Consider the following 22849-nt stretch of genomic DNA (forward strand, 5'->3'; position numbering starts at 1 on the left):
ATTTTTGTTATTGTAAGTAACAGATAAATATATGCTTTTTATTTGGCTTTTATCTTGCTTGAAATTTAAGTGAATACAACGAAATTTCAATATGTAGAAGTTAGAAGTGAGTAGTAGTATGAAAAAAGTAGTGTTGTTTTTATGTATTAGCGGCTTGCTATCTTTGGCTAATGTCGCACATGCCGCATTAATTTCTGTTAATGCCTACAGCATGGTCAACGGTAACACCGGAAGTTACACCTACCATGACGATGATTACAGCGGCAGCGGTAATCCGCTACTTAACGGTAGTTTTTTGTCGGGTGGCACTGGTAAGTTGACCGATGGCGTTATCGCCAACGATCTGTGGTGTAACACCGAGAGTACAGGAGTGTGTGGCACTATTGGCTCGGATATCAACGGATTATATGTAGGTTGGTTATATACCGCCCCAACAATTACCTTTTCATTTGACCCAGGTACGCGAATTGATCGAGTGGTCATATATGCTGATGATTCAGAATTTAACCGTGCAACGAATGCGGTGCAACCTGGTGCATTTGGTTTTGGTGGTGTTGCCGCACCTGCAGCCGCGGAAATCTTCGAGTTAGGTCAAACGTTTAACTTAGGCAATGTAGCCAACGGTGGTCCAAATCGTTATGTTATTGATTTCAATGCGATTATGACCAGTGCATTGACGTTGCGTTTAACTGGCCTGAGTCCTTGGATTTTTGTCAGTGAAATTCAATTCGAAGACACATCACTGCGCGTTGATGCCAATGCACCAGCAACAGCGGGTATTTTTGCGTTTGCACTTGCCATATTGGTTTGGCGTCGCAAAAAAAGCTAGATCAGACGCTAATTTATAAGTACAAAAAAGCGGGGTTAGCCCCGCTTTTTTTATAGCCGTTACTCTTGCTACATCACTGTTGCGTAATCGCAAAGCTGTTGGCTTCAGCTACAACTTCAACACCATCACTGAAAGTCACCGTGCGCTGCGCCGCACCATAGTTATACACTACGTAGGTCATTACACCGTTATTGTTAAATGCTACCGCAGCAGGATAATCAGCGGTTAGCGCGCCGGTTCCCATTGCCATTTGACCTAACTGCTCGAAGGTGTGGATCCAATGGTAGGTATGAGCTTTGGTTTCACCGGCTTCTGGCTCATACGGCGCAGCACTTTCATAGTCTTCAATGCTGCTTGTCGCATCGGTCATCGCCCAAATATTCCACCAAATATCACGCCATTGATCATCGATTAAACCCGACGGGCGGCCATTGTTGGATTCTTCCAGTCCCAATGTTACATAGTCGCTGAGATAATCCGCATGCACACCTATGTGGAGGTTTAATGCGTTGGTAGGCAGACCTTGGATCCCTAGTATGTGCGCGTAAGCACCACTGAACCAGGTAGAGAATACCGCTCCGTCACCCCAAACAATGGATGTAGTAATACGTTCATAGCCAGCTGGGAAGTTATCGTTTTCAACGTTTCCGCCTAAATAGCCATCAATATTGTTCCAGTATTGCCAGTAGGCTGCTGCGGTTGATGCGTGCAGATAAATACCGCGTTCTTTGATGGCCTCATCACCGGTGATCAACCCAAACAAGATCATTGCACCATAGGCATTGGCGGCTTCTGATGTCGACTCATTGTTATTGCCGCGAACAAAATTGACGTTACCAGAGGCCCACGAAAAGCCATTGGTAGGGTCGAAGTGACGCAGGTAAGGGAACATGGGATCGTCGCGGTCACCGGCGTAGTCTCGGATTAATAGTTTGACCATTTGGCCGTATTGATCGTCGCCGCACCATGTGGGCTCATGACGGCATATCTCAGCAGCGGCGCGCACAAAATAACCGTAGTGAAAGTGGTGATCATTCAGTTGTTGGTGCGAGGCGAACGATTCTTCCATGCCGAGTAGGGTGTTCCAAGTCTCGTCGTAGGCAAAATATTTATCGACATCGAGATTATCGTCTGTTTCGGCGGTAAACCAATCTTCAAGCTCCCCTTTTAGCCAGTCGAGCAATTGTTGCTTGCGGGTGGTTAAGTTGAGGGCATCGGTAATAGCAATGAGCTCAGACACTTTGCCATAGTTTTTACCTGTCCAATAGGTGTCACGACGGGAATTCCATTGGTCGCTTGGTACAGCCAAAAACTCATCGACTAGCGCGGTAACAGTGGCAACATCAATATCATCGCCAAAGGTTGGTAGTGCTGGTAGGACTCCTACATGCGGAAGTCGATAGGTGAAACTATCTTGCGCAGCGAACTTAGTAATACCACGCGCACTGCGAATTTGGTAACCCGAGTCATTTAACGTCGAAGTAATATGCTTCCAATGCAGAGGTTGTAGGCCTGCCAACGTGGTCACTGGAGTGCCATTGGCACCGAGGTAACTCTGGGTGATATCAACGGCTTGACTAGCACTATCAACAGCGTATTCGACGCGCACACTGGCAATCTTTGTGCGTGCGTGTTGCTCAAACAAATCAATCATTGCTTGCGCTGGATTAGACTGTGTTGGCAGCAGAGCGACAGTGTATGACTTCGTCGGGTTTGAAACGCCAATTACATTGCTATTTGGATTGCTAAAGGTTGTAGCACCATCGCCAGTCACGAGAAAATAATTTGTGTTGCCAGCAACGCTAGTCCAGATCCCTAGACTGTTGTCACCTTCGAAAAACACCCCTTTCTCACCACCGTCTTCACGCAGCGTTTTAAGTTGTAAGTCGCCATTGAAAACATCGACAAACACATAAGGAGAGCCGTGGACAAATGTCGCCTCCATAACGGCTTCACCATTGTTTTGCCATTCCACGGTGACGCTGCCGTCACTGTGTGATTTAGCATAAGCTTGCAGCGCATTAAAGCTACTGTTGCCAATGGCAATACCGTCAAATACTTCGGCAAATGGGTCGGGGATACGGTAGCCGAAATCAATGCCATAAACATTTAGGCCTCCAGGGATCCCCATCATTCTGAAGCCTGTGTTATTGACGCGAGCGGTAATGGGGTCAGGTGTGATATAGCCTGCACCGTTTGGATCACCGATAGCCATTTCACCAATAAATGCTACTGAGCCCCACCAACGGTGAGCCGCCATGGGTTGCTCTGCAGCTGCACCAACGACTTGAGGAATCAGTGGGGTTGGCTCGCCAATAGGCGTACCGGTAGATGTATCACAATCGGCAATACCAGGGGCGACAACACCCGCACTGTAAATCCAGTTGCCAAAGTCAAATACGCAGCGGTAACTCGCGGGGTTAATAGTATCCGAATAACTCGCCGCGCCAAGTTGGGTTAAGTTGTACTCCACCTCGTTTGGCGGTGGGGGGGCGGGTGAAATCGACGACTCGCCGGTGTAACTTGTCTCAAAGCGCACGTTATCGACTCTAAATTGGTTACTCGTGTGCGCTGTGGCCCAGATAACGATGCCTGTGTTGATTTGCGCTAAGTTTAGACCTGCTTGTTCAAGGTCAGCTAAAGGCACTGTGATAGCGGTCCATTCGCCGTCAACTGCAAAATTAATTTGCTGATCGCCTGACGTACATGGATACACGCAATCCAGCTTCATCGTATACATGCCATCACCAGCGATGGTTTTTAAGTCAAATAACAACGCACCTTGACGATAGTTTGTCATATCAATAGGCGTTGAAGACTTTACAAAGAATCCGGCAAATGAGCCGCTGTCGGCGTGTTGAATTTCAAGCACGTCGCCGCGTTCAGCATCGTCAACAGTTTGCCAGCTAATGCTCGGGCATGCGGCGCCACCATCATTACTGCATTCGGAATAACCAATCGCTTCGTCAAACGCGTTTAGACCACCGTCCCATGGCTCAACGGCAGCGCCTTGACTAAGCACGCTGATACTTTCTGTGTTGCTGGAGTCTTGCACTTGGACGAGGCGATTTACAGTTGCGCTATTACCGGCAGCGTCAGTTGCGGTGTAATTCAGCGTGTAATTATTGACTGTCTGCGTATCAACCGAACCAGTGATGACAACATCCACGGCACCATCAACTACGTCTTGCGCAGTTGCACCGGCTTCGACGTATTCGCTACCGATTTCCAGCGCGACGACTGGTTCGCCTAATAACGTCACTACCGGCGCTCTTGTATCGGCGACGATTACGGTACGCTCTACCGACGCTGAATTACCTGCGCTATCGCTAGCTGAATAGGTTAGGGTATAAGTTCCAGCAGAGGTGCCTACACTACCGGTAACCGTTACTGATACGTTACCGTCAATGTCATCGTTGGCAGTAGCGCCAGGATCAGAAAACGTTGTACCTTGTTCATGATTAAGAGTGGCTGAGCCATTGAGCGTTATAACCGGGGCCGTTGTATCGGGAGCTGGCGTTGGTGTCGGATTGGGCGTCGGTGCTGGACTATCAGAGCCGCCACCTCCACATGCAGTTAAAACAATGGAGGCACAAAAGGCCGCGAGCAGGTGGCGCATAAACAATCCCTAAACTGTAAACAATGTGCTAACAGACACTTAAAAGTCTGTTAACACAAGTTCAATGCGCTAGGGTGGGCGCTATAGCTGCTAAAGCGGATTGTAATGCACTTTCAATCGATACTTCTGCTACCAAGAACCATACATTGGGTTAGGCAACAAGAAGTACTCTTCAGAGTGATTGTCTAGCAATAGATCGATATCTGCACTGTGTTGAAGGACACCGGTAAAGTCTTCGATATTGTCGCCTATTTGCATAATAATCTGGGTTGCAGGGAAGTTGCTATGGCGTTTGCCATCGGGTGAGTAACAACTCGCTGTGCCAGCGGATAGCGCTTGGCGACGACGATCTTTATCGTTCAAAATCGTGGTTTGATTGATAGCTGACTCGTCTTCTTCCACTTTCCCAATCAGGCACGTATTGTTGACGTTAACATCGAGACCGAGAGCTTTAAGGTTACGCCATGTGTTAGCGTCCAAAGATTGCTCTCTATTGGTGACTAAGGCTACAGAACCGCCGCGGTCATAGACTGCGCGAATAAAGTCTGCCGCACCTGGTACAAACGTCGCTTCTTCACGTTGCACCCAATCGTTCCAGCTTGCTGGCGAGTAGCTGGCACCTGATTGGTCGAGCTCTACCTGATATTGGCTGTTGTCTAATACGGTTTCGTCGACATCCAAGACGACTATCCACGGGCCTTCAGGTAAGCTTTTTGTTGCTAGTGCTTGCTCGGCCTGTCGGTAGGTTCGACGCGTGAGTAATTGGTATTCACTACTCGTTGTTTGCCATTTTACCGCACTGGTTAGCGGCAATGATTGCATATCTAAACTGAGCGTAATTGCACAATGATCGCTAAGCATATTGTCGACCGTCATGTCGTCAAACGGATGCACAGTCACTTGAGTCTGTAGCGCTGAATGTTCTACGCCACCTAGCAGTAAATGGTCGATAGGCGCAGGGTAGTAGGGATGGCAACTTATTATGTCGGCCGTGGTGATACTGAGGGTCGACGCTGAACCATTAGAGTTGGTGGTGAGCTCACGCGTCAAATGGTTATAAGGTGCAGAAAGGCGATGATTAAAATCACCCAGTACAACATAGGGTTTACCTGCGCTTTCTTTACTCTCAATCCAAGCGTCTAGAATGGGGGCTTGGCGCGCGAACGTTTTACACGAATCAGAATCTGCGCGAGAGTAGTTGTCGACGAAGCAACCACTTTTCATATGCAGGTTTAACACGGCCACCGGACCAAGTTCAGTTTCTACCACTATTTCTAAACCGTGACGTAAGCCGCGCGAATCTAACCCAAAATCTGCAAGCGAATCCACACTCAATACATTTAACCCTTTGCGCACGGCATAGGCGACTTTCTGCTGGGTTGAGGTAAAGCCATTCTGACGACAGGTATAGGGATCACTATCGGGACGGCCTGACATAATGATCTGCCAATCACTTGCTGGGAATAATAATTGCGCCGCCTGTGCAGAACCAATTTCCTGTAAGCCAATGATGTCAGCGTCCAAACGACTTGCATAAATTTGCAGTTGCTCTAGCTCAGCGTCTGTGCGCGGTTTACACCCTTCGGTAATTGGGAAGGCAAGGTGCTCAACGTTCCACGTTGCGAATGTTAATGAAGAGTCTATGTTGACTGGTGCAACGACGTCGGCAACAGGCGCATTGGCAACACTTTGACAACCAAATGCGCTGATAGACAAAACACCCGCGACTAGCGGCTTTAGAAAACGATGTTTAGGCATAAAAATTAGCAATGTTAATTACGAAATAAAATGTGCTGCTAAGTTATATATTACGCTGACCAAAAGCAAGTGATCCTATTATTACAAGGCGTCGATTTAGCTCGATTTTGCCGAGGTTATTGCATGGGGTTTTCCACCGCGATATAAACATAACCTACCTAATCAGCGTAAAGAGGCAAAAGATGGAAGATATGGATGAGAACAGTCTCAAACTTGGCCAAAAGATCACTGCATTGCTGAACCAAACGAGTCTTTATCAGTTTGAAGAGGAAATTGCAGCGCTGATTCAGGAAACGCAGCAATGGTTGGCTACCAATCCGGCGAGTAAACGCGAACTTGGCTTACCCTTGAGCGAGTTGCGCAAAGCGCAGCAAGCCATTGCGGCTAATCCGATTCATTGGGTTAAAGTGCTGGATGGACGGCTGGCGATTGGGCCACGTCCAAAAGAAAAAGTTGTTCAACGAATGCATTGGTATGGCGTTACCCATATTTTCACGTTGCAGGCGCAAAGTGAAAAAGCCGAAGTGATCGGCAGTATGGCACAGGCACGCGGATTAGATTGGTTGTGGTTTCCCATGGCGTCAGCTGTGCCGCCCGAAGAAGCCCGTGAAAATGAGTTGCGTCGATTATTTGAAACGGCCCAAAGTGTCTTACAAAGAGGCGGCGGGATCTATCTGCACTGTGCTGCCGGCATTCATCGCACCGGAATGATGGCCTACGCGCTCCTGCGTTTTATTGGGCAGTCCCATGATAAAGCTATGGCAACCCTTGGCGAGTGTCGCACTGAAACCTTTGAAGGGGTTGGCGCTGAGCGAATTGCTTGGGCTGAGCGGTTTGGACGTGGGTAGACTTATATTACTCTCAATCGCGACAGATGTATTTCAGAATGGAGACCAGTGATGAGAACACAACTTTACATTTTGATTTTCACTTTTATTTTTTTGACATTTCTAACCAAACCTTTACATGCATCAGACCATGGTTGGCAGGTTGTAAATGATGGTGAAGGCTTTGCACTGATGAAAGGGGCGGAGAAATACCCTATTGACTTTGACGTCGGCACACCGCGGTATTTGGAAACGATTCAATTGAATGAAAACTTTCACGCAGTTGTGTATGCGAGCGGAGATGTTGGTACCTCAACAATCATTCGTATCCAGCGCGCTCTGCTATTTAACGGCGAACGGTACCTAGACAATGTACCTTATCTGTATATCGATCTGCGCACTCAGAGTGAGCTTGGACCTAAATGGGAAATATCAGCAGACAAGATAGTGATTACAGACCACGAATTAGGTGGGAAATGGGTGTTTGAGCATCAACAAAATAACTAACTATGCAAATTCAACACTTTTCCCTAAGGTTTTATGATTAGTGCTGCACTTTTATCGGGCAGCAATGGTATTCTTTGTTCTTTGAAATCAGCTTAAGTAATCTCCAGTGAGTTTAAACGTATACCTCGTCGGCGGTGCCGTACGCGACCAACTAATGGGCAAAGATGCCCACGATAAAGACTACGTTGTGGTAGGGGCGACGCCTGTGCAGATGAAAAAGCTCGGCTACCAGAGCGTCGGCGCTGACTTTCCCGTATTTTTGCATCCAGAAACCAAAGATGAATATGCGCTTGCCCGTACTGAGCGTAAAAGTGGTCGGGGTTATCACGGATTTGTGGTTGATGCGAGTGAGTCGGTTACTCTCGAAGAGGATTTAGCGCGGCGCGATCTAACCATTAACTCGATGGCTCAAGACGCTAGCGGCAATATCGTTGATCCATTTAACGGTCAGCAAGATTTGGCAAACAAAGTCCTCAGACACACCACCGAGGCCTTTTGTGAAGATCCGGTGCGAGTGCTGCGTGTCGCACGCTTTTTAGCTAGATTTGGTGATGACTGGAGCATCCATGCTGATACCTTGGCATTAATGCAGCAAATGCAAATTGACGGTGAATTAGATCACTTAGTTGCAGAGCGCGTTTGGAAAGAAATGGAAAAAGCCTTAGGCGAGCCTCATCCAGACTTATTTTTTAAAACCTTGGATGGCTTGGGCATATTTCCTGAGATTGAAGTCATGCATGGTGTTGAGCAACCACAGCAATATCATCCGGAAGGCGATGTATTTATCCATACCATGCTGACTCTGCGTCGCGCTGCGGAACTGGGGTTTTCGCGCGAGACGGTATTTGCGTGTTTGACTCACGATTTCGGTAAGCCAGTTACCTATCAAATGCACGGAAATTTGCATGGCCACGAACAAGCCGGTGTATCTGTGGTTGAAGCGTTTTGCGAGCGTTGGCGGGTACCCACCCGATATAAGCAGTTAGGCATGCTCACCAGTGAAAATCACACCCGACTGCACCGTATGTTTGAATTAACACCGAAGAAACTGCATCGGTTAATCATTACCTCAATGAACGCACTCGAGCATCCTGAACGGTTCGAGCAGTTTGTGCAAGCCTGCCAGTGTGATGCGCAAGGTCGTGGCGAAACACTGCGGGAAAAGCCTTATAAACAAGCAGACTTTGCTCGAACTCTTGTCAATGATATGAAGGCTTTTGATAAAAAAGCCGCGGTGCAAGAGGCATTGAGCCGCGGTCGAACCGGCCCAGCAATTGGGGAAGCGGTGCGGGTATCTGAGATTGATTGGATCCGGCAGTACATAAAGCAAAAGGCATAGTAGGTCCGATTGACCTACTATGCATCGACTTTTGTTATTCCTGCATGCTATCGATAATGGCTTTAAATTGAGCCTCTGTTAAACCAAGCCCGGCAGCGATTTGATTGATAGCCTGAACTTCTGAATCGTCTGCTTGCCCATCAGCCCATGCGACCATCAGGGCTGTTTTAATCACTAACGCTCGGCCTTCGTCACTCAGGTAGTGACTGGCTTTAGCCGCAAAATCTAAGATATTAAAGTCCGAGCTAAGTCCTTCTATTGCAGCTTGTACTGCTTGGGTGTCAACGTCTTCACCCGTGACCTTGCCGCACAAATCAGCGATAGTATCTATTTCTTCTTGCTCAACCACACCATCCGCTTTCGCCATATGACCGAGTATGGTGAGTAGAATTTGTTTCACTTCCATTTCGGCAGGAATTTCGACGCTGGGCGCGTTACTTGAATCCTGCACAAACTCGTGAATAGCTTGGTCAACAACAAGGTCTTCAACCAGGGTCTTCTGATCGATTGATAACTTGTCTTTTTCGATCTTACGGATATTTTTACGCAGTGAAATAGCATGTGTTTGGCCACATTTTTTACACCACTCTTCATCAATTGAATAGTGCTCTCCAGCCTGATTGACCTCATGAGCGGTAACCGGTAGAGCGTCCTTGATAAAACTTAAGTCACCTTGCAGAAATTGATTTTTCATAGCCGCTTCATCATCCGCATTGAACAGCATCAAGTTATTGTCTTCCTCTGCCCAGTTATTGCAGTTTTCACAATAGACGCGACTTGAAGAATAGGTATAGGCCATGTAAATCGGTGTCACTATCAAACCCAAAGCTTCTAAACCCCACGCGATCCATAGCATGCCTCCGTCAAAGGTAGAGCCTTTGACTTCAAAGTAACCAACCTCGGCGATGTAATTGGCTGACTCCCACAAAAAGATGGGATTTAAGGCGAACTCTGCAATAGTGTAATCAGATAATTCAGCATAGAGTTCTGCGTGCGACATATAGGTAACACTTATGCCTAAAAATGCACCAATCAGTAAGCTAAGACCGATATTCCGGACATGTCCTATAACTATCATTTGCCGTGCCAACCAGCCTAAACCGAAACTCGCGCCAGCGAAAATAACTAAACTTAGATAAATGATGGGGTTAATGAATAAGGCCATGGTATAAAGCCAACTGACTAACAAGGCGCCAACAATAGCAACTGGAATGACAACAAATGATTTAGGGCCAATCTTGCCGGAAGGTTTGTATACTGCGTAGCTCATGCTTTTTCCTATTTTTATCGTTATTGATTTGAATGGGTTTTTTCAACATATCGCTGATAATATTCAGATGATTTAAACCGCTCATACCACTGCTGGGGTTCAATCAATCGCTTCGAAATATCGTTTTCGTCGGTCATCTCTAATATGTCAAATATGACCTTGGGAGAGTGGTGCGGTGAAATACGTTTTTCTGTGAAATACTCGATCGCGTCAGGTTGTGATGGACCGTAATAGGCCATATAACCACCGGTGTCCAAGACCAATAAATAATCCATCATTGCCAACGATTCAATATCAGGGGTATGAATCGTTAATACTACGCCCGTGCCATTATCAGCTAGAGTGCGAAAGACCTGCATAATTTTGCTCGTATCCCCTGCGGAAAGGCCAGAGCAACATTCATCAGCAAATAAGAACTTAGGTTCCAGTACCATTTCCATCGCAAGGTTTACACGTTGGCGCTGGCCTCCACTAATAACATTGGCTCTGTGGTTTACTACGTGTGTTAAGCCAACCATTTGCACAATTTCCAATGCACGTTTCGTAAGTGCTTCATTTGGCCATGAGATTGGTAACCGTAGCTTACTAGCGTACTCAATATTTTCGAGTACGGTTAAGTAGTCTTGGACAACATCGAACTGTGGTACGTATTTTAATTTCCGGCTTAAGGTCTGGTTCTTGAGCAATGACCGACCATTCAAATGGAGTTTACCCTCACTTGGTTCTTTTAAACCGCATAAAACCTTCATTAATGTTGATTTACCAGCACCGCTTGGGCCAATAATTCCTACAAAAGAACCTGAATGTAGCTTTAAATTGATGTCATGTAAGATGCTTCTGCCAGACTCTGTTTTGACAGATAGTGCTTTTGTTTGCAAGACGTCATTTTCCGCGACACACACTTCGAGTTCATTATTGCTGGCATCAAGTGAGAAATCATACCTGTCAATGCGGATGGTTTTTTCACTCAAAGTTTTGCTTGGCCGGTCATTCATCGATATTTGCCAACTCTTGTCAAAGCTGATGCTGCCGGCCAGCCAATCAAGCGTCGGGGAATTCAATTGGATATCGCACTGAGGATTAGCTCCGAGACTGTACCTTCTAGACGGCTCGAGTTTATAGTAATGAACATTTTTCTTTGAGAAATTGGAGGTCAGATCTTTACGACCCTGCTCAAGCGCTTTTTCAATATCTTTTATACAAAAGCTGACTTTTTCAGACCCTAAACACAACTTTCGAGTTTTATCGACTCTAGCAACCGAGACAGTTTGTCGATTGACTAACAATATACTTGTCTGACTGATATCGCGGACCAAAAAAGAGCCATCATCTAGCTTCATAATTAAGACATGCTTTTCTGCGACCAGATGATGATCAATTTGAAATAAGTTTTCAGCACTACTGCCTATAGTAAAGCTTGCTGGTAACGAATCCCCCATGCTAGCAACCTTCAGATAATCGTTTAGAGGTAATCATTAAACCTACTTTTGTAATTAAGAGACCTAAAATGCAAATAGCTAACAATGCAACATAACATTTCCACAAATGATAATGAGTGAACAACAGAGGCCTGCCTTCAACATTGGCTAAGAAGTCTTGCCATAAAGCGAGCCTGACTCCCGCGAGATGTTGACCTTGCTTGACATCTTTGACGATTGACTCAACATTTCGCCTAAAATTTTCATTAATTTTGCTTACAATATTTGTAGTAGTTCTCTCATCTAATTGCTCGAGTAATTGGACAGCTCTTGCTTTATCTGTCGACTGTAGTGCAGATAAAATATCTCTATAAAGAGGATTTTCAGGGCGGAAACGTAAGCTATTACTAAGATGTGTGATGATAACTTTACTCGCGGTGGGATAGATTACACTATCGCTGAGTAAGTACTCGAATGAAGCTTCATCGGGTACCTTAACCTGAGCATAGTCATATTCCAAAAGCTCTTGTGTGAGACCATCTGTTAACTTGTTACCATTTTGTGCAAATGCGCTATTGTTTGTATCTATCGCGACACTATCAACTAAGACGCGCTTCAGATCACTCGTCATCAACTCGTACCCCCAACGCGAAGAAGTAATACTTGAAATGTTGTATACAAGATTATTCATTTCAACAGCCGGTTTAATTACCGAGCCTGATAGTAAGATTTGTAAAATGAGGTAAAACGGCAGAAATGCACTCGCTGCCGACGGTGTAGACATGAAGCTTGAAATAGCTAATGCAAGCGCCACGCTGGCAAGGCTGATTAACACCATATTACTAATGATGAATATAAATACATCCAGACGCAGAACGGCATATAACCCAAGCTCTGTTGCATCATTGCTGGTTAAGCCAGATGCCTCTGGAGCATTGACTGTTGGAAGAATGATAAACAGTAAATGAAACACTACGGCAAACAAAACACATTGCATTACCGCAAGCATACCCAGATAAATAAATCGAGCAGTCACAAAATCGAAATCGTGTAAAAAACTGATACGCTCTTGAAGATACAGTCGCCAATAGCTTGGTATCTCAAGCATCGCTTTAGACGTTCCAAACCAAACTGCAGACAATACACTCAGAAATAATACTGTTTGAGAAGACTCTAGTTCAAAGAGATGTCTTGAATGAGCGAATGTGCCTTGATGCTCAGTAAATACCAAATAGAACGCTATTGCTAATAGCGGCGCTTGGACAAGAGAAATGCGAAGATCACTTTTATTCCGCACAAATCCAAGCAAGCTTCGTTGCAGCTGGGCATTGATTTGGTTGATGTGAAATTGAAAAAATCTGAGCATCACATAGCTCCAGTTTAACAGCTGGGCTGCATCCGTGCATTCCCGTTCATGCTATCGATAACAAACTGCAAAATTAGAATAACCATACCCCGAGTACATTTTTACACGAACGTAAAAAGTACCTGTCCATCTTGGAGTAACCTCCACGATTGGAAGTGCATCAGTCTGAGTGTCTTTGTCAATTTCATTCCAGTCTTCGTCATACAAGATGATGTCCAAATCATCAACAGAGTAGTCGCCAGCTGCAAAAATATAGTACTTGTTGCCTTCGTATAACGTTGTTGAATAGGTATATTTTTGGCCTTGTGATAATCGCTCACCTCGAGCTCTATCACGACAACTGACACCGTATTCGTATTGTATAAAATTTGCCAAGGTGCGCAGTCGCTCCATTGATTGAGCGTCCGACGCTATAACAGAAGCAGAGGGCATGCTGATAGCCGCAGCGAATAAAGCGGTTGTAATAAATCTCTTTAACATGATTTGTTCTCCCTTTCCTTCTAACTATAAACAATTGCGAGTGCGTCGCGGATTAAGATGATATCGGCTTTCGTTATCTCTCCACGCGCTTTAGCTAGAATTGGTTGGATAGCGTTTAGAGAGGCGATTAATTCAGCGGTCTGAGGTTGTTTTGCAAATTCAGCATTGGCTTTATTTGTAAAGTAGTCAACAAAGTAACTCGTAATCGTAGACCAACGAAACAAGCCCAATTGCTGAGCCGTTGGCTCATCGATCTCGGCGACTGATTTAGCCCCCAAGTACATTACCTTAAAGGTCGCTGCGGCCAGTGCTAGATTAGCTTCATCTTTAATGTCTTGGTTATCTCTGAGACGAGGAAACACTTCACTGGTCAGGCTGTCTAGTTCACGCTGCAAAGCTTGAGTGTCTAATTTATCCGACTCAATAAGTCTTTTCATCCGATCGAGTCGACCTTTCATCTCGGGACTGTTGTCTAATGCCAAAATAGCGGAACTTGCTTCTGCAAGAGTTTCGTCAGAAGGGGATTTACCATCATCCAATGAAGTAATAACAAGCGCGACATCAGATAGTGTAGTGCCCACTTCAAAAGCACGTTCAGCGCCGCTCATTGAGCCGTAGTTTTTGCTCTCTATTTCGATCGAACTAGCCCAACCATTATTTATATTCATCCTAGAGGCTATTGAATAAAGTTCATTTACGGACGGCAAATATTCCAACACCGTTTCATTGTCCTGAGATAGCGCTGGTGGTGCTATCAGCATAGTAGTGAGAGCCAATACTCCTGGCGAAATTTTCAGTTTTATCAGATCTTTAATCATTGTGATTAATCCCTACGATATTGCGTTTTAGAATTATTCTGCTTGTTGACTTCGCAGAAAGTTTTCGAAGCTTTGCTGTTTTAGCATCGCAATGTTTTCAAGTTGCTCAGCTTGCGCATCGCGCAATGCCAAACGCCGAGAAATTTTTCTCAAATTCTTCACTTCAACCAGAGATAGTTCGTCATCAGCAAGTGCGACACGAACTGCATCGCAATAAATCCACGCTTGAAAAAATACAAAGTCGTCTAACTGACGCATTTGTTCGTCAGATATTTTTTGATGGCTACTATTAAGACGACAAAGAAGGTAATTGGCGACCTCATGAGGAATATCAGGTTGGTCGAATCCCACAGTCTCACTTGATGTGGGAACAGCGAGATTGAACAAGCTGAATCCTATCGATTTTAAAGTGTCATGCTCTGTCACTGGGGACTTAAATTGGGAGGGGGGCACCGGTATAAAACGAAGATGATTGGAGCGATTGACAAAAACATTGTCGATACTATGAATTAAAACGCCCTCTAGATGTTCCTTCATATATTGCAATAGGTGGATTAGACGCGTTAGAAGAATTAGCTTTTTTATGGTGGCAACGTGCTGTATTTTATCGATCAGTGGAGCGTACTCATCTGAGTCTACCTGAAGCTCCACAGTTACTCCGCTTTGCAAGAAAGAGCTTTGAGTGATAGTGAAGGTATAATTGCAGTCGAGCTCTGCGTATTGTCGAACGTAGGCTTCATACAGATTGCCACAGCTTGCATCTGAGTTGATACGCAACGAGTGTCTAGAAGGGGTCAGATTCCATCCATTTGCAGCACTGATCAAGTAAGCGTTCCCTATTGAAAATCTTCAAAACTGAGTTTAAGACTAGTTGATTTTTAACCAGTTGCAAACTTGCAACACTTTCACTTAGCTAAAGCGAGCATCTAATGCAAGTGATTGATTAACTGCATGAATAAGCCTGCTAATTAAGCATACCAAAGGTCGCCGCAACCGCGTCATCAGTACAAAAACTACTACCGCTAGCGCCTTCGGCAGCTTGTCGATTTGCTACTTCAGTATTGTATAGCGTCGTTAAATACTGCCAAATATCCTGACGAACGTAATGGCGCATAGAAGAGTCCGGGTTACCGCCGTTATCGACCCATTGGCCAATAGAACATTTGCGCATATTTTCATTCTTGAGTTTACCTGCGGCGATAGCCCGTACCGACCAATTCCACGTGCTGTTCGGATAAATTTCAGCGACAAATCTAGAGTTTTCGATCGCTTGCTTCCAGCTCGACTCCTCGAGGTAAATCAAACCAATATTTTCCAGCGCAGAGGCTATTTCTTCATCATTTACCGATACGTTTACCGCCCGATCAAAGTCGCGACGGGCGAATTTGACTTCACCCATGCGTAGTAATACCAAACCTCGACGACGAAATACCGTGGGATACTTAGCATCCTTGGGCAGCTCATTCTCATATATCGCGATAGCCGCTTTGTAGTCAGCCAAGGCATTGTAGAGATTATTTTCTATCTCGGTTAGACGGACCCAAGTAAGGCCGCGGTCGACCAATACGCCAAAGCGAATGCTGACATCAGCGCTATTCATAGCACTGTTAAACGTGCTTAAAGCCAGCTCAAATTGCTTACTATCAAGGTATGTTCGCGCCAACCCCCAAGTGGCCAAGTCTTGAGTTTGTTGTTCCGACTGGGCGATTTTGAATTGGGTGATGGCCGCATCGTACTCATCCTTGTCTAGGTATTGAATACCTTTTAACAGCGTGATGACAGAGTTGTCCTCATTACTGCTGACAGCGGTTTCCTTGATGCGCTGCTCCTCGCTCGTTAAGGGGGATTTTTGCAGCCATTTTTCAGCTACGTAAAGCGCTTTTTCGGTAAGGTCTGTACGTTCAGTTAGCGCTTCCATTGAATTGCGCAACACACTGATATCATTGAGTACAGCATTAGTCCGAATGCGGAACGATTTAGTTTCTGATTTCAAAATTTCTGTTTCAGCACGCAGCTTTTCAGTCTCCTGTTGTAACGCAAGCGTGTTTTGTTCCATGCTAATGACCAGTTGTTGCACGTCTTCAAGCTGTTTTTTATTCTCCGAATACTCCAGTGCTGCAAAATAAAACGCGGCGGCAATAACCGCTACCGCAGCAAGCCAAAAGAATATTGCAAACTTCGCTTTGCGCTGGCTTTCTTCTAAATGGGCAACCGCATCTTCTAGTTCTTTTTGCATCTTATTCGGTTCCTTTAGCCGCTTTTACGATATCAGTAGTTTTGTCACAAAATTGTAGGAAAGTTTTTATTGCATCACCGCCACAGCTAACTTCGGAGATGCTCTCTAGAAACACTTGTTTATCATCAACGACTATTGAGCATATCGTTAGTTTTGAAACGCACTTTTCCGACGTGTTAATAATTAAAAACACCAGTAAAACAGTAATTAGTACCAGTATGATAAGAACAACAAACAACCAGGGCTCTGTAGAGCCTTGCCAAAAGAAGATTGAGAAAGTAGCGGTGATGAATACGAACATCGCAATACAGACAAACCGAATCAAGAACTTTTGATTGCGTAAGTTCATCGCGATGATATCGTTTTTTACGCGCTCATATCGCTCCGATATTTTGTGCGCGTCCCAGTGACCTCCATGCGCCATAGATGTCTCTCCGTGGGTTGTTAAGCCTCAAAGTTAGGTGGGTACAGCCTATCTTTCGCTTTTTTCTTTATGTTTACTATAGAGCAAAAAATGAACAGTTGAGGTTTTTTTTAGAGTAGTGCCGCTAATAAATGACGGAAAGCTGGTACTCACCGTTCAATGCCGGTCTTTGAACGTCGCTCTGTTTGTGATGCACCCCAGGGATATCTGTGTAGCGCTATTTGCACCGCAAGTCGTGATTTTTTTATCTAATACAGTTCACTGCCATCGTTAAGTTGCCAGCACTAATGTAACGAAAAGTTGGCGTCCATACGCAGTGTTTACTGTTAAAAGTGAACAAATTGTCAGTTTGAAACGTTTAATTTCTACCGAAAAGTCAATCCTTGGATACCGATGTTTAGCAATATCCAAACGAGTAGAATTAAATTCTTTAGTTTATATCTCGGACTGCTGTGCCTATTTGCCGCAACGCCGTCCATAGCCCAGTGGCAAGGTGCTGACCGGCCCAAACTAGTCGTCGTTGAACCCTTGAGTTTTGAGTTTGAGCGCACCCAAATTGAAGCCGTTGGCTCTGCACAAGCAAGGCGCTCTGTTACGTTGTTTCCCAGTGTCGCCGATGAAGTAGTTGCAGTTTACTTTGTTCCGGGTCAGAAAGTGTCCGCCGGTCAAAAGCTACTTGAACTTGATAGCCGCTTGCAAAATGTGGCTATCAAGCGTGCCGAAATCCAGCTCAAAGAAGCACAGCGAAACTACTCGAGAGCGCGGCAGAGTCTTGCCAAGGGCGCAATTACCCAGAGTGAAGTCGAAGTTGCAGAGACGCAGCAACAATTAGCGGAAGTGGCATTGCAAGAAGCACAAGAAAATCTTGCCGATCGTATAGTGCGAGCGCCGTTTGCTGGTATTGTGGGTTTAACAGACATCGAAGTGGGTGACCGTATTACACCGCAGACACCTATTACGACCTTGGACGATCGCAGCGAATTGTTCGTCAATTTCGTGGCCCCTGAGATGGCGGTTCCTTACCTTATTAATCAACCTGAAGTGGTATTACAGCCTTGGACAGATAGAGCGCTGCAGCTGACCGCACAAATTGCCGAGGTTGACACGCGAGTGGATACTAGCGACCGTACTATTCGCGTTCGAGCGCTACTTAATAATGCGTCAGATACGTTTCGACCCGGCATGAGTTTCCGCGTATCACTTAATGTGAGAGGCAATCGCTATGTCTCAATTCCAGAAGCGGCATTATCATGGGGAGTCACCGGTGCATACGTTTGGTTAGCGCAGGATAATAGCGCTAAACGCGTGTCTGTTGAGGTGGAACAACGCTTGCGGGGCAGAATCTTGGTTAGCGGTGCGCTAAGCGATGGACAAACGCTGATAACGGAAGGTATTCAGGGGCTGCGAGAAGGACAATCATTGCGTATTCAAAATAGCCAAAATGCAACCCTTAAACGCGAACAAGACGACAGCGGAGCCAACGCCAATGGATGATCAGCAGAGCTACAAGGACGATTTACCGTCACTGTCGGTTCGTCGCCCAGTTCTCGTGTTGGTGTTAAATCTCCTGATCATCATTGCGGGTATCGCGGCAGTATTTGGACTCGAAGTCCGAGAGTTACCTGATGTTGACCGTCCCATTCTAACTGTAACGGCTAATTACCCTGGTGCTTCACCTGAAACTGTCGATGCTGAAGTGACTAGTCGTTTGGAAGGCGCTGTAGCGCGTGTCAGCGGGGTCAAGTCGATTCGTGCGCAGAGTGAAGAGAACAACACGCGGATTAGGGTAGAGTTTCGTCCTGGCGTCGACATTGAGGACGCCGCTAACGAGACTCGAGAGTCAGTTGCCAGAATACAGCGGCGCTTACCAGAAGATGTTGAACAAGTCGCCATTGTTAAAGCCGATAATGATGCTCAGTCCGTGGTCAACATTGCAGTTGCGAGCGATCGCTACGACTTGGAAACGCTGACAGACATCGTGGAAACGGATCTTGCACCGTTGTTTTTGAATATTCCTGGGGTTGCCGATGTGCGCCTCGATGGCGATCGCCAACGCGTGCTGCGCGTTAGCGTTGATAATCTGCGCTTGACGAGTTTCCAACTGTCTATTTCAGATGTTGCCGCAGCACTTAGTACCGCACCGTTTGATGTGCCAGCTGGCAGTATTCGCTCTTCCGATCAGCAACTCATTGTGCGAGCAGATGCAACTTCGGTTAGTGAGCAAGATGTGCGTGATATCGTAATCACTGGCGATGTGCGGGTGGGAGATGTCGCCAATGTCTATTTTGGGCCTGCAGATTCTCAAAGTATTGTACGTCTAGATGGTGTGCCGGTGATTGGGTTAGGAGTCATTCGTCAAGCCCGTTCCAATACGATCGAGATTTCCGATGAGGTATTGAAACTGGTCGAGCAGCTTGGCAAACGTTTCCCTGAGCTTGCACTGACTGTTACCTCGGATGATGCTGAGTTTATTCGTGACTCGGTTGATGAAGTGTTGCAATCACTGATGTTTACTATCGCGCTAGTGATTGTCACCTTGTGGGTATTTATAGGTCGATTCAGAGCAACCTTAGTGCCTGCGTTAGCCATTCCGGTGTCGTTAATTGGCTCACTTGCGTTGTTGTGGATGTTGGGTTTTTCTATCAATATTCTGACATTACTGGCTTTGGTTCTAGCGACAGGATTAATCGTCGATGACGCAATTGTGGTGTCAGAAAATATTCAACGCCGACGCGCAATGGGGATGGGAGCCAGAGCCGCTGCTGTTATCGGAACGCGAGAGGTGTTTTTTGCGGTTGTTGCAACTACCGCTGTTCTGGTTGCTGTGTTTGTACCCATAGCCTTTTTACCGTCTACCGCAGGTCGCTTGTTTCGAGAGTTCGGCGGCATCCTCGCTGGTAGCGTCATCATCTCTTCATTTGTGGCCTTATCATTAGTCCCCGCGATGACCGCTAAAATGCGGCACAGAACGAAGCCTTCAGCTGTCTATACTCGTCTTTCATTGATTGGCCGTTGGTTTGCCCGAGGCTATGAAAAGTCATTGTATGGCATACTCAAGTTCCCAAGTGTCGTGGTTATTGCATGTCTACTCACTGCACTCGGTGCGTATTTCACTTATGCCAACTTGGAAAATGAGCTGTTGCCGGCTGAAGATCGCGGAGTCATACGTGTGTTTGCACGAGGACCGGATGGAACGGGTGTTAACTTTATGGATCGCCAGGCAGCAAAAACTGAAGAAATCTTGCTACCGAGCTTAAGCCAAGGTGAGATCGAGTCAATTTATACGGTCGTCGGTCGCTGGGATCCAAACATCTTGTTTATTACCGTTCCACTGGTTAATTGGAGCGAACGGGAGCGCTCTCAAAATGAGATTATTACTGAGCTGAGACCGGCATTAAGTCAGGTTGCCGGCGCGCCCGGGCGCGCTTTTGGGGGGAATAGTTTAAACTTACGCGGTTTCGGTGGCGGCATGGAAATGGCGCTAACTGGTGACAGCTACGCCAATATCTATGCTGCGGCATTAGAGTTTTCAAAGTTAATTGAAGATACACTGCCTGAGCTCGGGCGAGTTGATATCTCTTACCAGCCCACGCAACCGCAGATGAGAGTCGTTATTGATCGTCGTCGAGCCGAAGAGCTTGGCGTAGCGTTAGATGATGTATCCCAAGCATTGCGAGCTGCGATTAATGGCGATGATATCGTCGACTTAAATGTAGGGGATCAAGCTATTCCTATTATTTTGCAGGCCGAAAACCGCAATTCACTCGATCCTGCAAATCTGTTGAATCTTTATGTCAGTTCAGACAATGGCTCATTGGTGCCACTTTCGAGCGTCGCTTATGTGACCGAAGAAGGGGTTGCTGCCGAGCTCGAGCGTCACGCTCAGCGCCGGGCGATCGAACTTGAAATGGATTTGCCGCCAGAAGTAACCATTGAACAAGCGGTAACTGCGATACGAGACTTGGCTAATGAGAATTTACCCGCAGGCATAGGATTAGTCTTTTTGGGTGAAGCGCAGACGTTTGAAGAAACCAATCAACAAGTACTACTGACCTATGTTCTAGCCTTTTTAATTGTAATGCTAGTTCTTGCGGCTCAGTTTGAGAGTTTTAATAGTGCCTTGGTCGTGATTTTAACTGTGCCATTTGGTATCGCTGCCGCAATATACGCATTGTATTTAACTGACACGTCGGTAAATATCTATTCGCAGATTGGCTTGGTTATGTTGATTGGTTTGCTCGCCAAGAACTCTATATTGTTGGTTGAGTTTGCCAATCAACTGCGCGACCGCGGCACTGAGCTAAAAGCCGCTATTATTGAAGCGGGTAAAGTGCGTTTGCGCCCTATAATGATGACTTTAGTGTCAACTATTCTTGGCGGTTTACCACTGATTTTGTCAACCGGGGCAGGTGCAGAGGCGCGTAATGCGATTGGCTGGGTAGTGTTTGGTGGACTTGGCTTAGCGGTTGTCTTTACCTTGTTCTTAACACCCGTTTTGTACTACGCAATAGCGCGATTTACAAAACCGCGTGCTGACGAAGCAAAGCAGCTAGATAACGAACTAAAAGCGGCGCAAACTCAGGTATAAGCCTTCTCGGGCCTTGACCGATACGCCGATGCGATTGAGCTTGGCATGCTTACTCGAGCATGGTAGTTTGCCGAAAATTTTGTTGAGAGTTGCATTTTGACACAACTACAAAATCCGAAATGGCTACCGCTCGCTGAAGCGTTAGAAAAAATGGCTGAGGTTATCGAGCCCATTAGTGACGTTGAGACCATAGCTATCAGTGAGGCTAAAGGCCGAGTTGCAGCACTAGATGTGGCATCGCCAATCAACGTACCACCTTTTGCCAATTCTGCGATGGATGGTTATGCCATTCGATTTGCTGATGTTGAGCATCGGGAACCGCTTCAGGTCATAGGTAAAAGTTTTGCGGGCGAACCTTTTACTGGCAAAGTCGGGCCACGGCAATGCGTGCGGATAATGACAGGAGCTGCACTACCAGCAGGCGTCGATACCGTAGTAATGCAAGAAAATGTCAGCGTCGAAGGCGATACAATTCAATTGACTGGTAGTGTTCGATTTAAAGAAGCTGTTCGACCTGTCGGAGACGATATCAAGCAACACAGTACGATACTTGTTGCCGGTAAGAAGATAGCGCCAATCGATATTGGTTTGCTCGCTTCATTGGGCATTGCACAAGTAACAGTAAAGCGACAACTAAGAGTAGCTATTTTTTCCAGTGGTGATGAGCTGACTTTGCCCGGGTACCCGCTAAAAGAAGGTCACATCTATGACTCAAACAGATTCGCACTAATAGCGATGCTAGAGGCATTGGATTATGACGTGATGGATTTGGGGATTGTGCCAGATGAAATGGATGCTTTGCGTAGCGCCTTTGCAAAAGCCGATGAGAGCGCAGATTTAGTGTTGTGCTCTGGTGGAGTATCAGTAGGAGACGCTGACTATACCAAAGACGTACTGGCGGAAATGGGCCAAGTAGAATTTTGGAAACTAGCAATTAAGCCTGGAAAACCACTAGCATTAGGTCGTTTACCAAATAGTATTTTTATTGGTTTGCCCGGAAATCCGGTCTCGGCAGTAGTGACTTTTATACAGGTCGCTCAGGCAGCACTAGGGATGCTATCTGGGGAATTGCCTAAGCAGGACTTGGCGTTACCTGCAGTAGCCGCAGAGCGTTTTCGCAAGCGCCCGGGCCGACTAGACTTTCAACGCGCCTATTGTTGGACAGATGAGTCCGGGCAATTATTGGTAAGACCGGCAGGTAAACAAACCTCTGGTGTGTTGTCATCGTTTACACACAGTAACTGTTTTGCCTGTTTAGAGCTGGAGCGTGGCCCAGTAGATGAGGGGGAGAAAGTAAACCTTTTGTTGTTTGATCATTTGCTTCAATAAGTGTCGGACTTTTGTCACTGCGAAGATGCAAATTGCATTGA

At 46.1% G+C, this 22849-nt stretch carries 17 protein-coding genes; 7 read left to right on the forward strand and 10 right to left on the reverse strand.

Features of this window, described 5'->3' with window-relative positions:
- Positions 1 to 118 precede the first annotated feature (118 nt).
- Positions 119 to 829, forward strand: a complete 711-nt coding sequence (locus QTP81_RS07530) for a hypothetical protein (RefSeq protein WP_289364740.1) — start codon at positions 119 to 121, stop codon at positions 827 to 829.
- A gap of 73 nt (positions 830 to 902) precedes the next feature.
- Here the strand turns inward: QTP81_RS07530 and QTP81_RS07535 are convergent, their stop codons facing one another.
- Together QTP81_RS07535 and QTP81_RS07540 are read right to left on the reverse strand one after the other, a co-directional pair.
- Positions 903 to 4448, reverse strand: coding sequence for a glycosyl hydrolase (locus tag QTP81_RS07535; RefSeq protein WP_289364741.1), 3546 nt, complete (start codon positions 4446 to 4448; stop codon positions 903 to 905).
- 129 nt (positions 4449 to 4577) lie between these two features.
- A complete protein-coding gene (locus QTP81_RS07540) occupies positions 4578 to 6206 on the reverse strand; it encodes an HAD family acid phosphatase (protein WP_289364742.1) in 1629 nt (542 codons plus the stop codon).
- Between the two features lie 191 nt (positions 6207 to 6397).
- Here QTP81_RS07540 and QTP81_RS07545 point away from each other — a divergent pair, with 191 nt between their 5' ends.
- The 3 genes from QTP81_RS07545 to QTP81_RS07555 all read left to right on the forward strand — a co-directional run bounded on the left by QTP81_RS07545 (position 6398) and on the right by QTP81_RS07555 (position 8879).
- A complete protein-coding gene (locus tag QTP81_RS07545; RefSeq protein WP_289364743.1) occupies positions 6398 to 7054 on the forward strand; it encodes a protein-tyrosine phosphatase family protein in 657 nt (218 codons plus the stop codon).
- A gap of 51 nt (positions 7055 to 7105) precedes the next feature.
- A complete protein-coding gene (locus QTP81_RS07550; protein WP_289364744.1) occupies positions 7106 to 7540 on the forward strand; it encodes a hypothetical protein in 435 nt (144 codons plus the stop codon).
- Positions 7541 to 7646: 106 nt separating this feature from the next.
- Entirely contained in the window at positions 7647 to 8879 is a 1233-nt protein-coding gene (locus QTP81_RS07555; protein WP_289364745.1) for a multifunctional CCA addition/repair protein, read from the forward strand.
- Between the two features lie 34 nt (positions 8880 to 8913).
- On the opposite strand, the gene QTP81_RS07560 is transcribed toward QTP81_RS07555, so the two are convergent.
- The 8 genes from QTP81_RS07560 to QTP81_RS07595 all read right to left on the reverse strand — a co-directional run bounded on the left by QTP81_RS07560 (position 8914) and on the right by QTP81_RS07595 (position 16891).
- Positions 8914 to 10149 carry a tellurite resistance TerB family protein gene (locus QTP81_RS07560; protein WP_289364746.1) on the reverse strand — a complete coding sequence of 412 codons (1236 nt, stop codon included), beginning with the start codon at positions 10147 to 10149 and terminating at the stop codon, positions 8914 to 8916.
- A 20-nt stretch (positions 10150 to 10169) separates the two neighbouring features.
- Positions 10170 to 11588, reverse strand: a complete 1419-nt coding sequence (locus QTP81_RS07565; RefSeq protein WP_289364747.1) for an ATP-binding cassette domain-containing protein — start codon at positions 11586 to 11588, stop codon at positions 10170 to 10172.
- A gap of 1 nt (position 11589) precedes the next feature.
- The gene (locus tag QTP81_RS07570; RefSeq protein ID WP_289364748.1) at positions 11590 to 12933 is read right to left on the reverse strand and encodes an ABC transporter permease; all 1344 of its coding nucleotides are present in this window, start codon (positions 12931 to 12933) and stop codon (positions 11590 to 11592) included.
- 51 nt (positions 12934 to 12984) lie between these two features.
- Positions 12985 to 13413 (reverse strand): hypothetical protein, encoded by a 429-nt coding sequence (locus tag QTP81_RS07575; protein ID WP_289364749.1) that lies wholly within the window; start codon positions 13411 to 13413, stop codon positions 12985 to 12987.
- Positions 13414 to 13433: 20 nt separating this feature from the next.
- Positions 13434 to 14231, reverse strand: a complete 798-nt coding sequence (locus QTP81_RS07580; RefSeq protein WP_289364750.1) for a hypothetical protein — start codon at positions 14229 to 14231, stop codon at positions 13434 to 13436.
- Between the two features lie 33 nt (positions 14232 to 14264).
- A complete protein-coding gene (locus tag QTP81_RS07585; protein ID WP_289364751.1) occupies positions 14265 to 15056 on the reverse strand; it encodes a hypothetical protein in 792 nt (263 codons plus the stop codon).
- A 139-nt stretch (positions 15057 to 15195) separates the two neighbouring features.
- A complete protein-coding gene (locus tag QTP81_RS07590) occupies positions 15196 to 16467 on the reverse strand; it encodes a tetratricopeptide repeat protein (RefSeq protein WP_289364752.1) in 1272 nt (423 codons plus the stop codon).
- Position 16468: 1 nt separating this feature from the next.
- Positions 16469 to 16891, reverse strand: coding sequence for a hypothetical protein (locus tag QTP81_RS07595; protein WP_289364753.1), 423 nt, complete (start codon positions 16889 to 16891; stop codon positions 16469 to 16471).
- A 393-nt stretch (positions 16892 to 17284) separates the two neighbouring features.
- Between QTP81_RS07595 and QTP81_RS07600 the strand changes: the two genes are divergently transcribed.
- The 3 genes from QTP81_RS07600 (at position 17285) to moeA (ending at position 22808) form a co-directional block, all read left to right on the forward strand.
- The gene (locus QTP81_RS07600) at positions 17285 to 18385 is read left to right on the forward strand and encodes an efflux RND transporter periplasmic adaptor subunit (protein ID WP_289364754.1); all 1101 of its coding nucleotides are present in this window, start codon (positions 17285 to 17287) and stop codon (positions 18383 to 18385) included.
- Positions 18378 to 21479, forward strand: coding sequence for an efflux RND transporter permease subunit (locus tag QTP81_RS07605; protein WP_289365608.1), 3102 nt, complete (start codon positions 18378 to 18380; stop codon positions 21477 to 21479). The genes QTP81_RS07600 and QTP81_RS07605 overlap by 8 nt, the downstream gene beginning before the upstream one ends.
- A 96-nt stretch (positions 21480 to 21575) precedes the next feature.
- Positions 21576 to 22808, forward strand: coding sequence for a molybdopterin molybdotransferase MoeA (moeA, locus tag QTP81_RS07610; protein ID WP_289364755.1), 1233 nt, complete (start codon positions 21576 to 21578; stop codon positions 22806 to 22808).
- The last annotated feature ends 41 nt before the right edge of the window (positions 22809 to 22849 follow it).

Source organism: Neoalteromonas arenosi (assembly GCF_030362855.1).
Classification (GTDB): domain Bacteria; phylum Pseudomonadota; class Gammaproteobacteria; order Enterobacterales; family Alteromonadaceae; genus Alteromonas_E; species Alteromonas_E arenosi.

Bases quoted from the DNA above. Each gene is read 5' to 3' on its own strand.
- QTP81_RS07530 (WP_289364740.1), top strand. From the start codon at position 119: ATGAAAAAAGTAGTGTTGTTTTTATGTATTAGCGGCTTGCTATCTTTG.
- QTP81_RS07535 (WP_289364741.1), bottom strand. From the start codon at position 4,448: ATGCGCCACCTGCTCGCGGCCTTTTGTGCCTCCATTGTTTTAACTGCA.
- QTP81_RS07540 (WP_289364742.1), bottom strand. From the start codon at position 6,206: ATGCCTAAACATCGTTTTCTAAAGCCGCTAGTCGCGGGTGTTTTGTCT.
- QTP81_RS07545 (WP_289364743.1), top strand. From the start codon at position 6,398: ATGGATGAGAACAGTCTCAAACTTGGCCAAAAGATCACTGCATTGCTG.
- QTP81_RS07550 (WP_289364744.1), top strand. From the start codon at position 7,106: ATGAGAACACAACTTTACATTTTGATTTTCACTTTTATTTTTTTGACA.
- QTP81_RS07560 (WP_289364746.1), bottom strand. From the start codon at position 10,149: ATGAGCTACGCAGTATACAAACCTTCCGGCAAGATTGGCCCTAAATCA.
- QTP81_RS07565 (WP_289364747.1), bottom strand. From the start codon at position 11,588: ATGGGGGATTCGTTACCAGCAAGCTTTACTATAGGCAGTAGTGCTGAA.
- QTP81_RS07570 (WP_289364748.1), bottom strand. From the start codon at position 12,933: ATGCTCAGATTTTTTCAATTTCACATCAACCAAATCAATGCCCAGCTG.
- QTP81_RS07575 (WP_289364749.1), bottom strand. From the start codon at position 13,413: ATGTTAAAGAGATTTATTACAACCGCTTTATTCGCTGCGGCTATCAGC.
- QTP81_RS07580 (WP_289364750.1), bottom strand. From the start codon at position 14,231: ATGATTAAAGATCTGATAAAACTGAAAATTTCGCCAGGAGTATTGGCT.
- QTP81_RS07590 (WP_289364752.1), bottom strand. From the start codon at position 16,467: ATGCAAAAAGAACTAGAAGATGCGGTTGCCCATTTAGAAGAAAGCCAG.
- QTP81_RS07595 (WP_289364753.1), bottom strand. From the start codon at position 16,891: ATGGCGCATGGAGGTCACTGGGACGCGCACAAAATATCGGAGCGATAT.
- QTP81_RS07600 (WP_289364754.1), top strand. From the start codon at position 17,285: ATGTTTAGCAATATCCAAACGAGTAGAATTAAATTCTTTAGTTTATAT.
- QTP81_RS07605 (WP_289365608.1), top strand. From the start codon at position 18,378: ATGGATGATCAGCAGAGCTACAAGGACGATTTACCGTCACTGTCGGTT.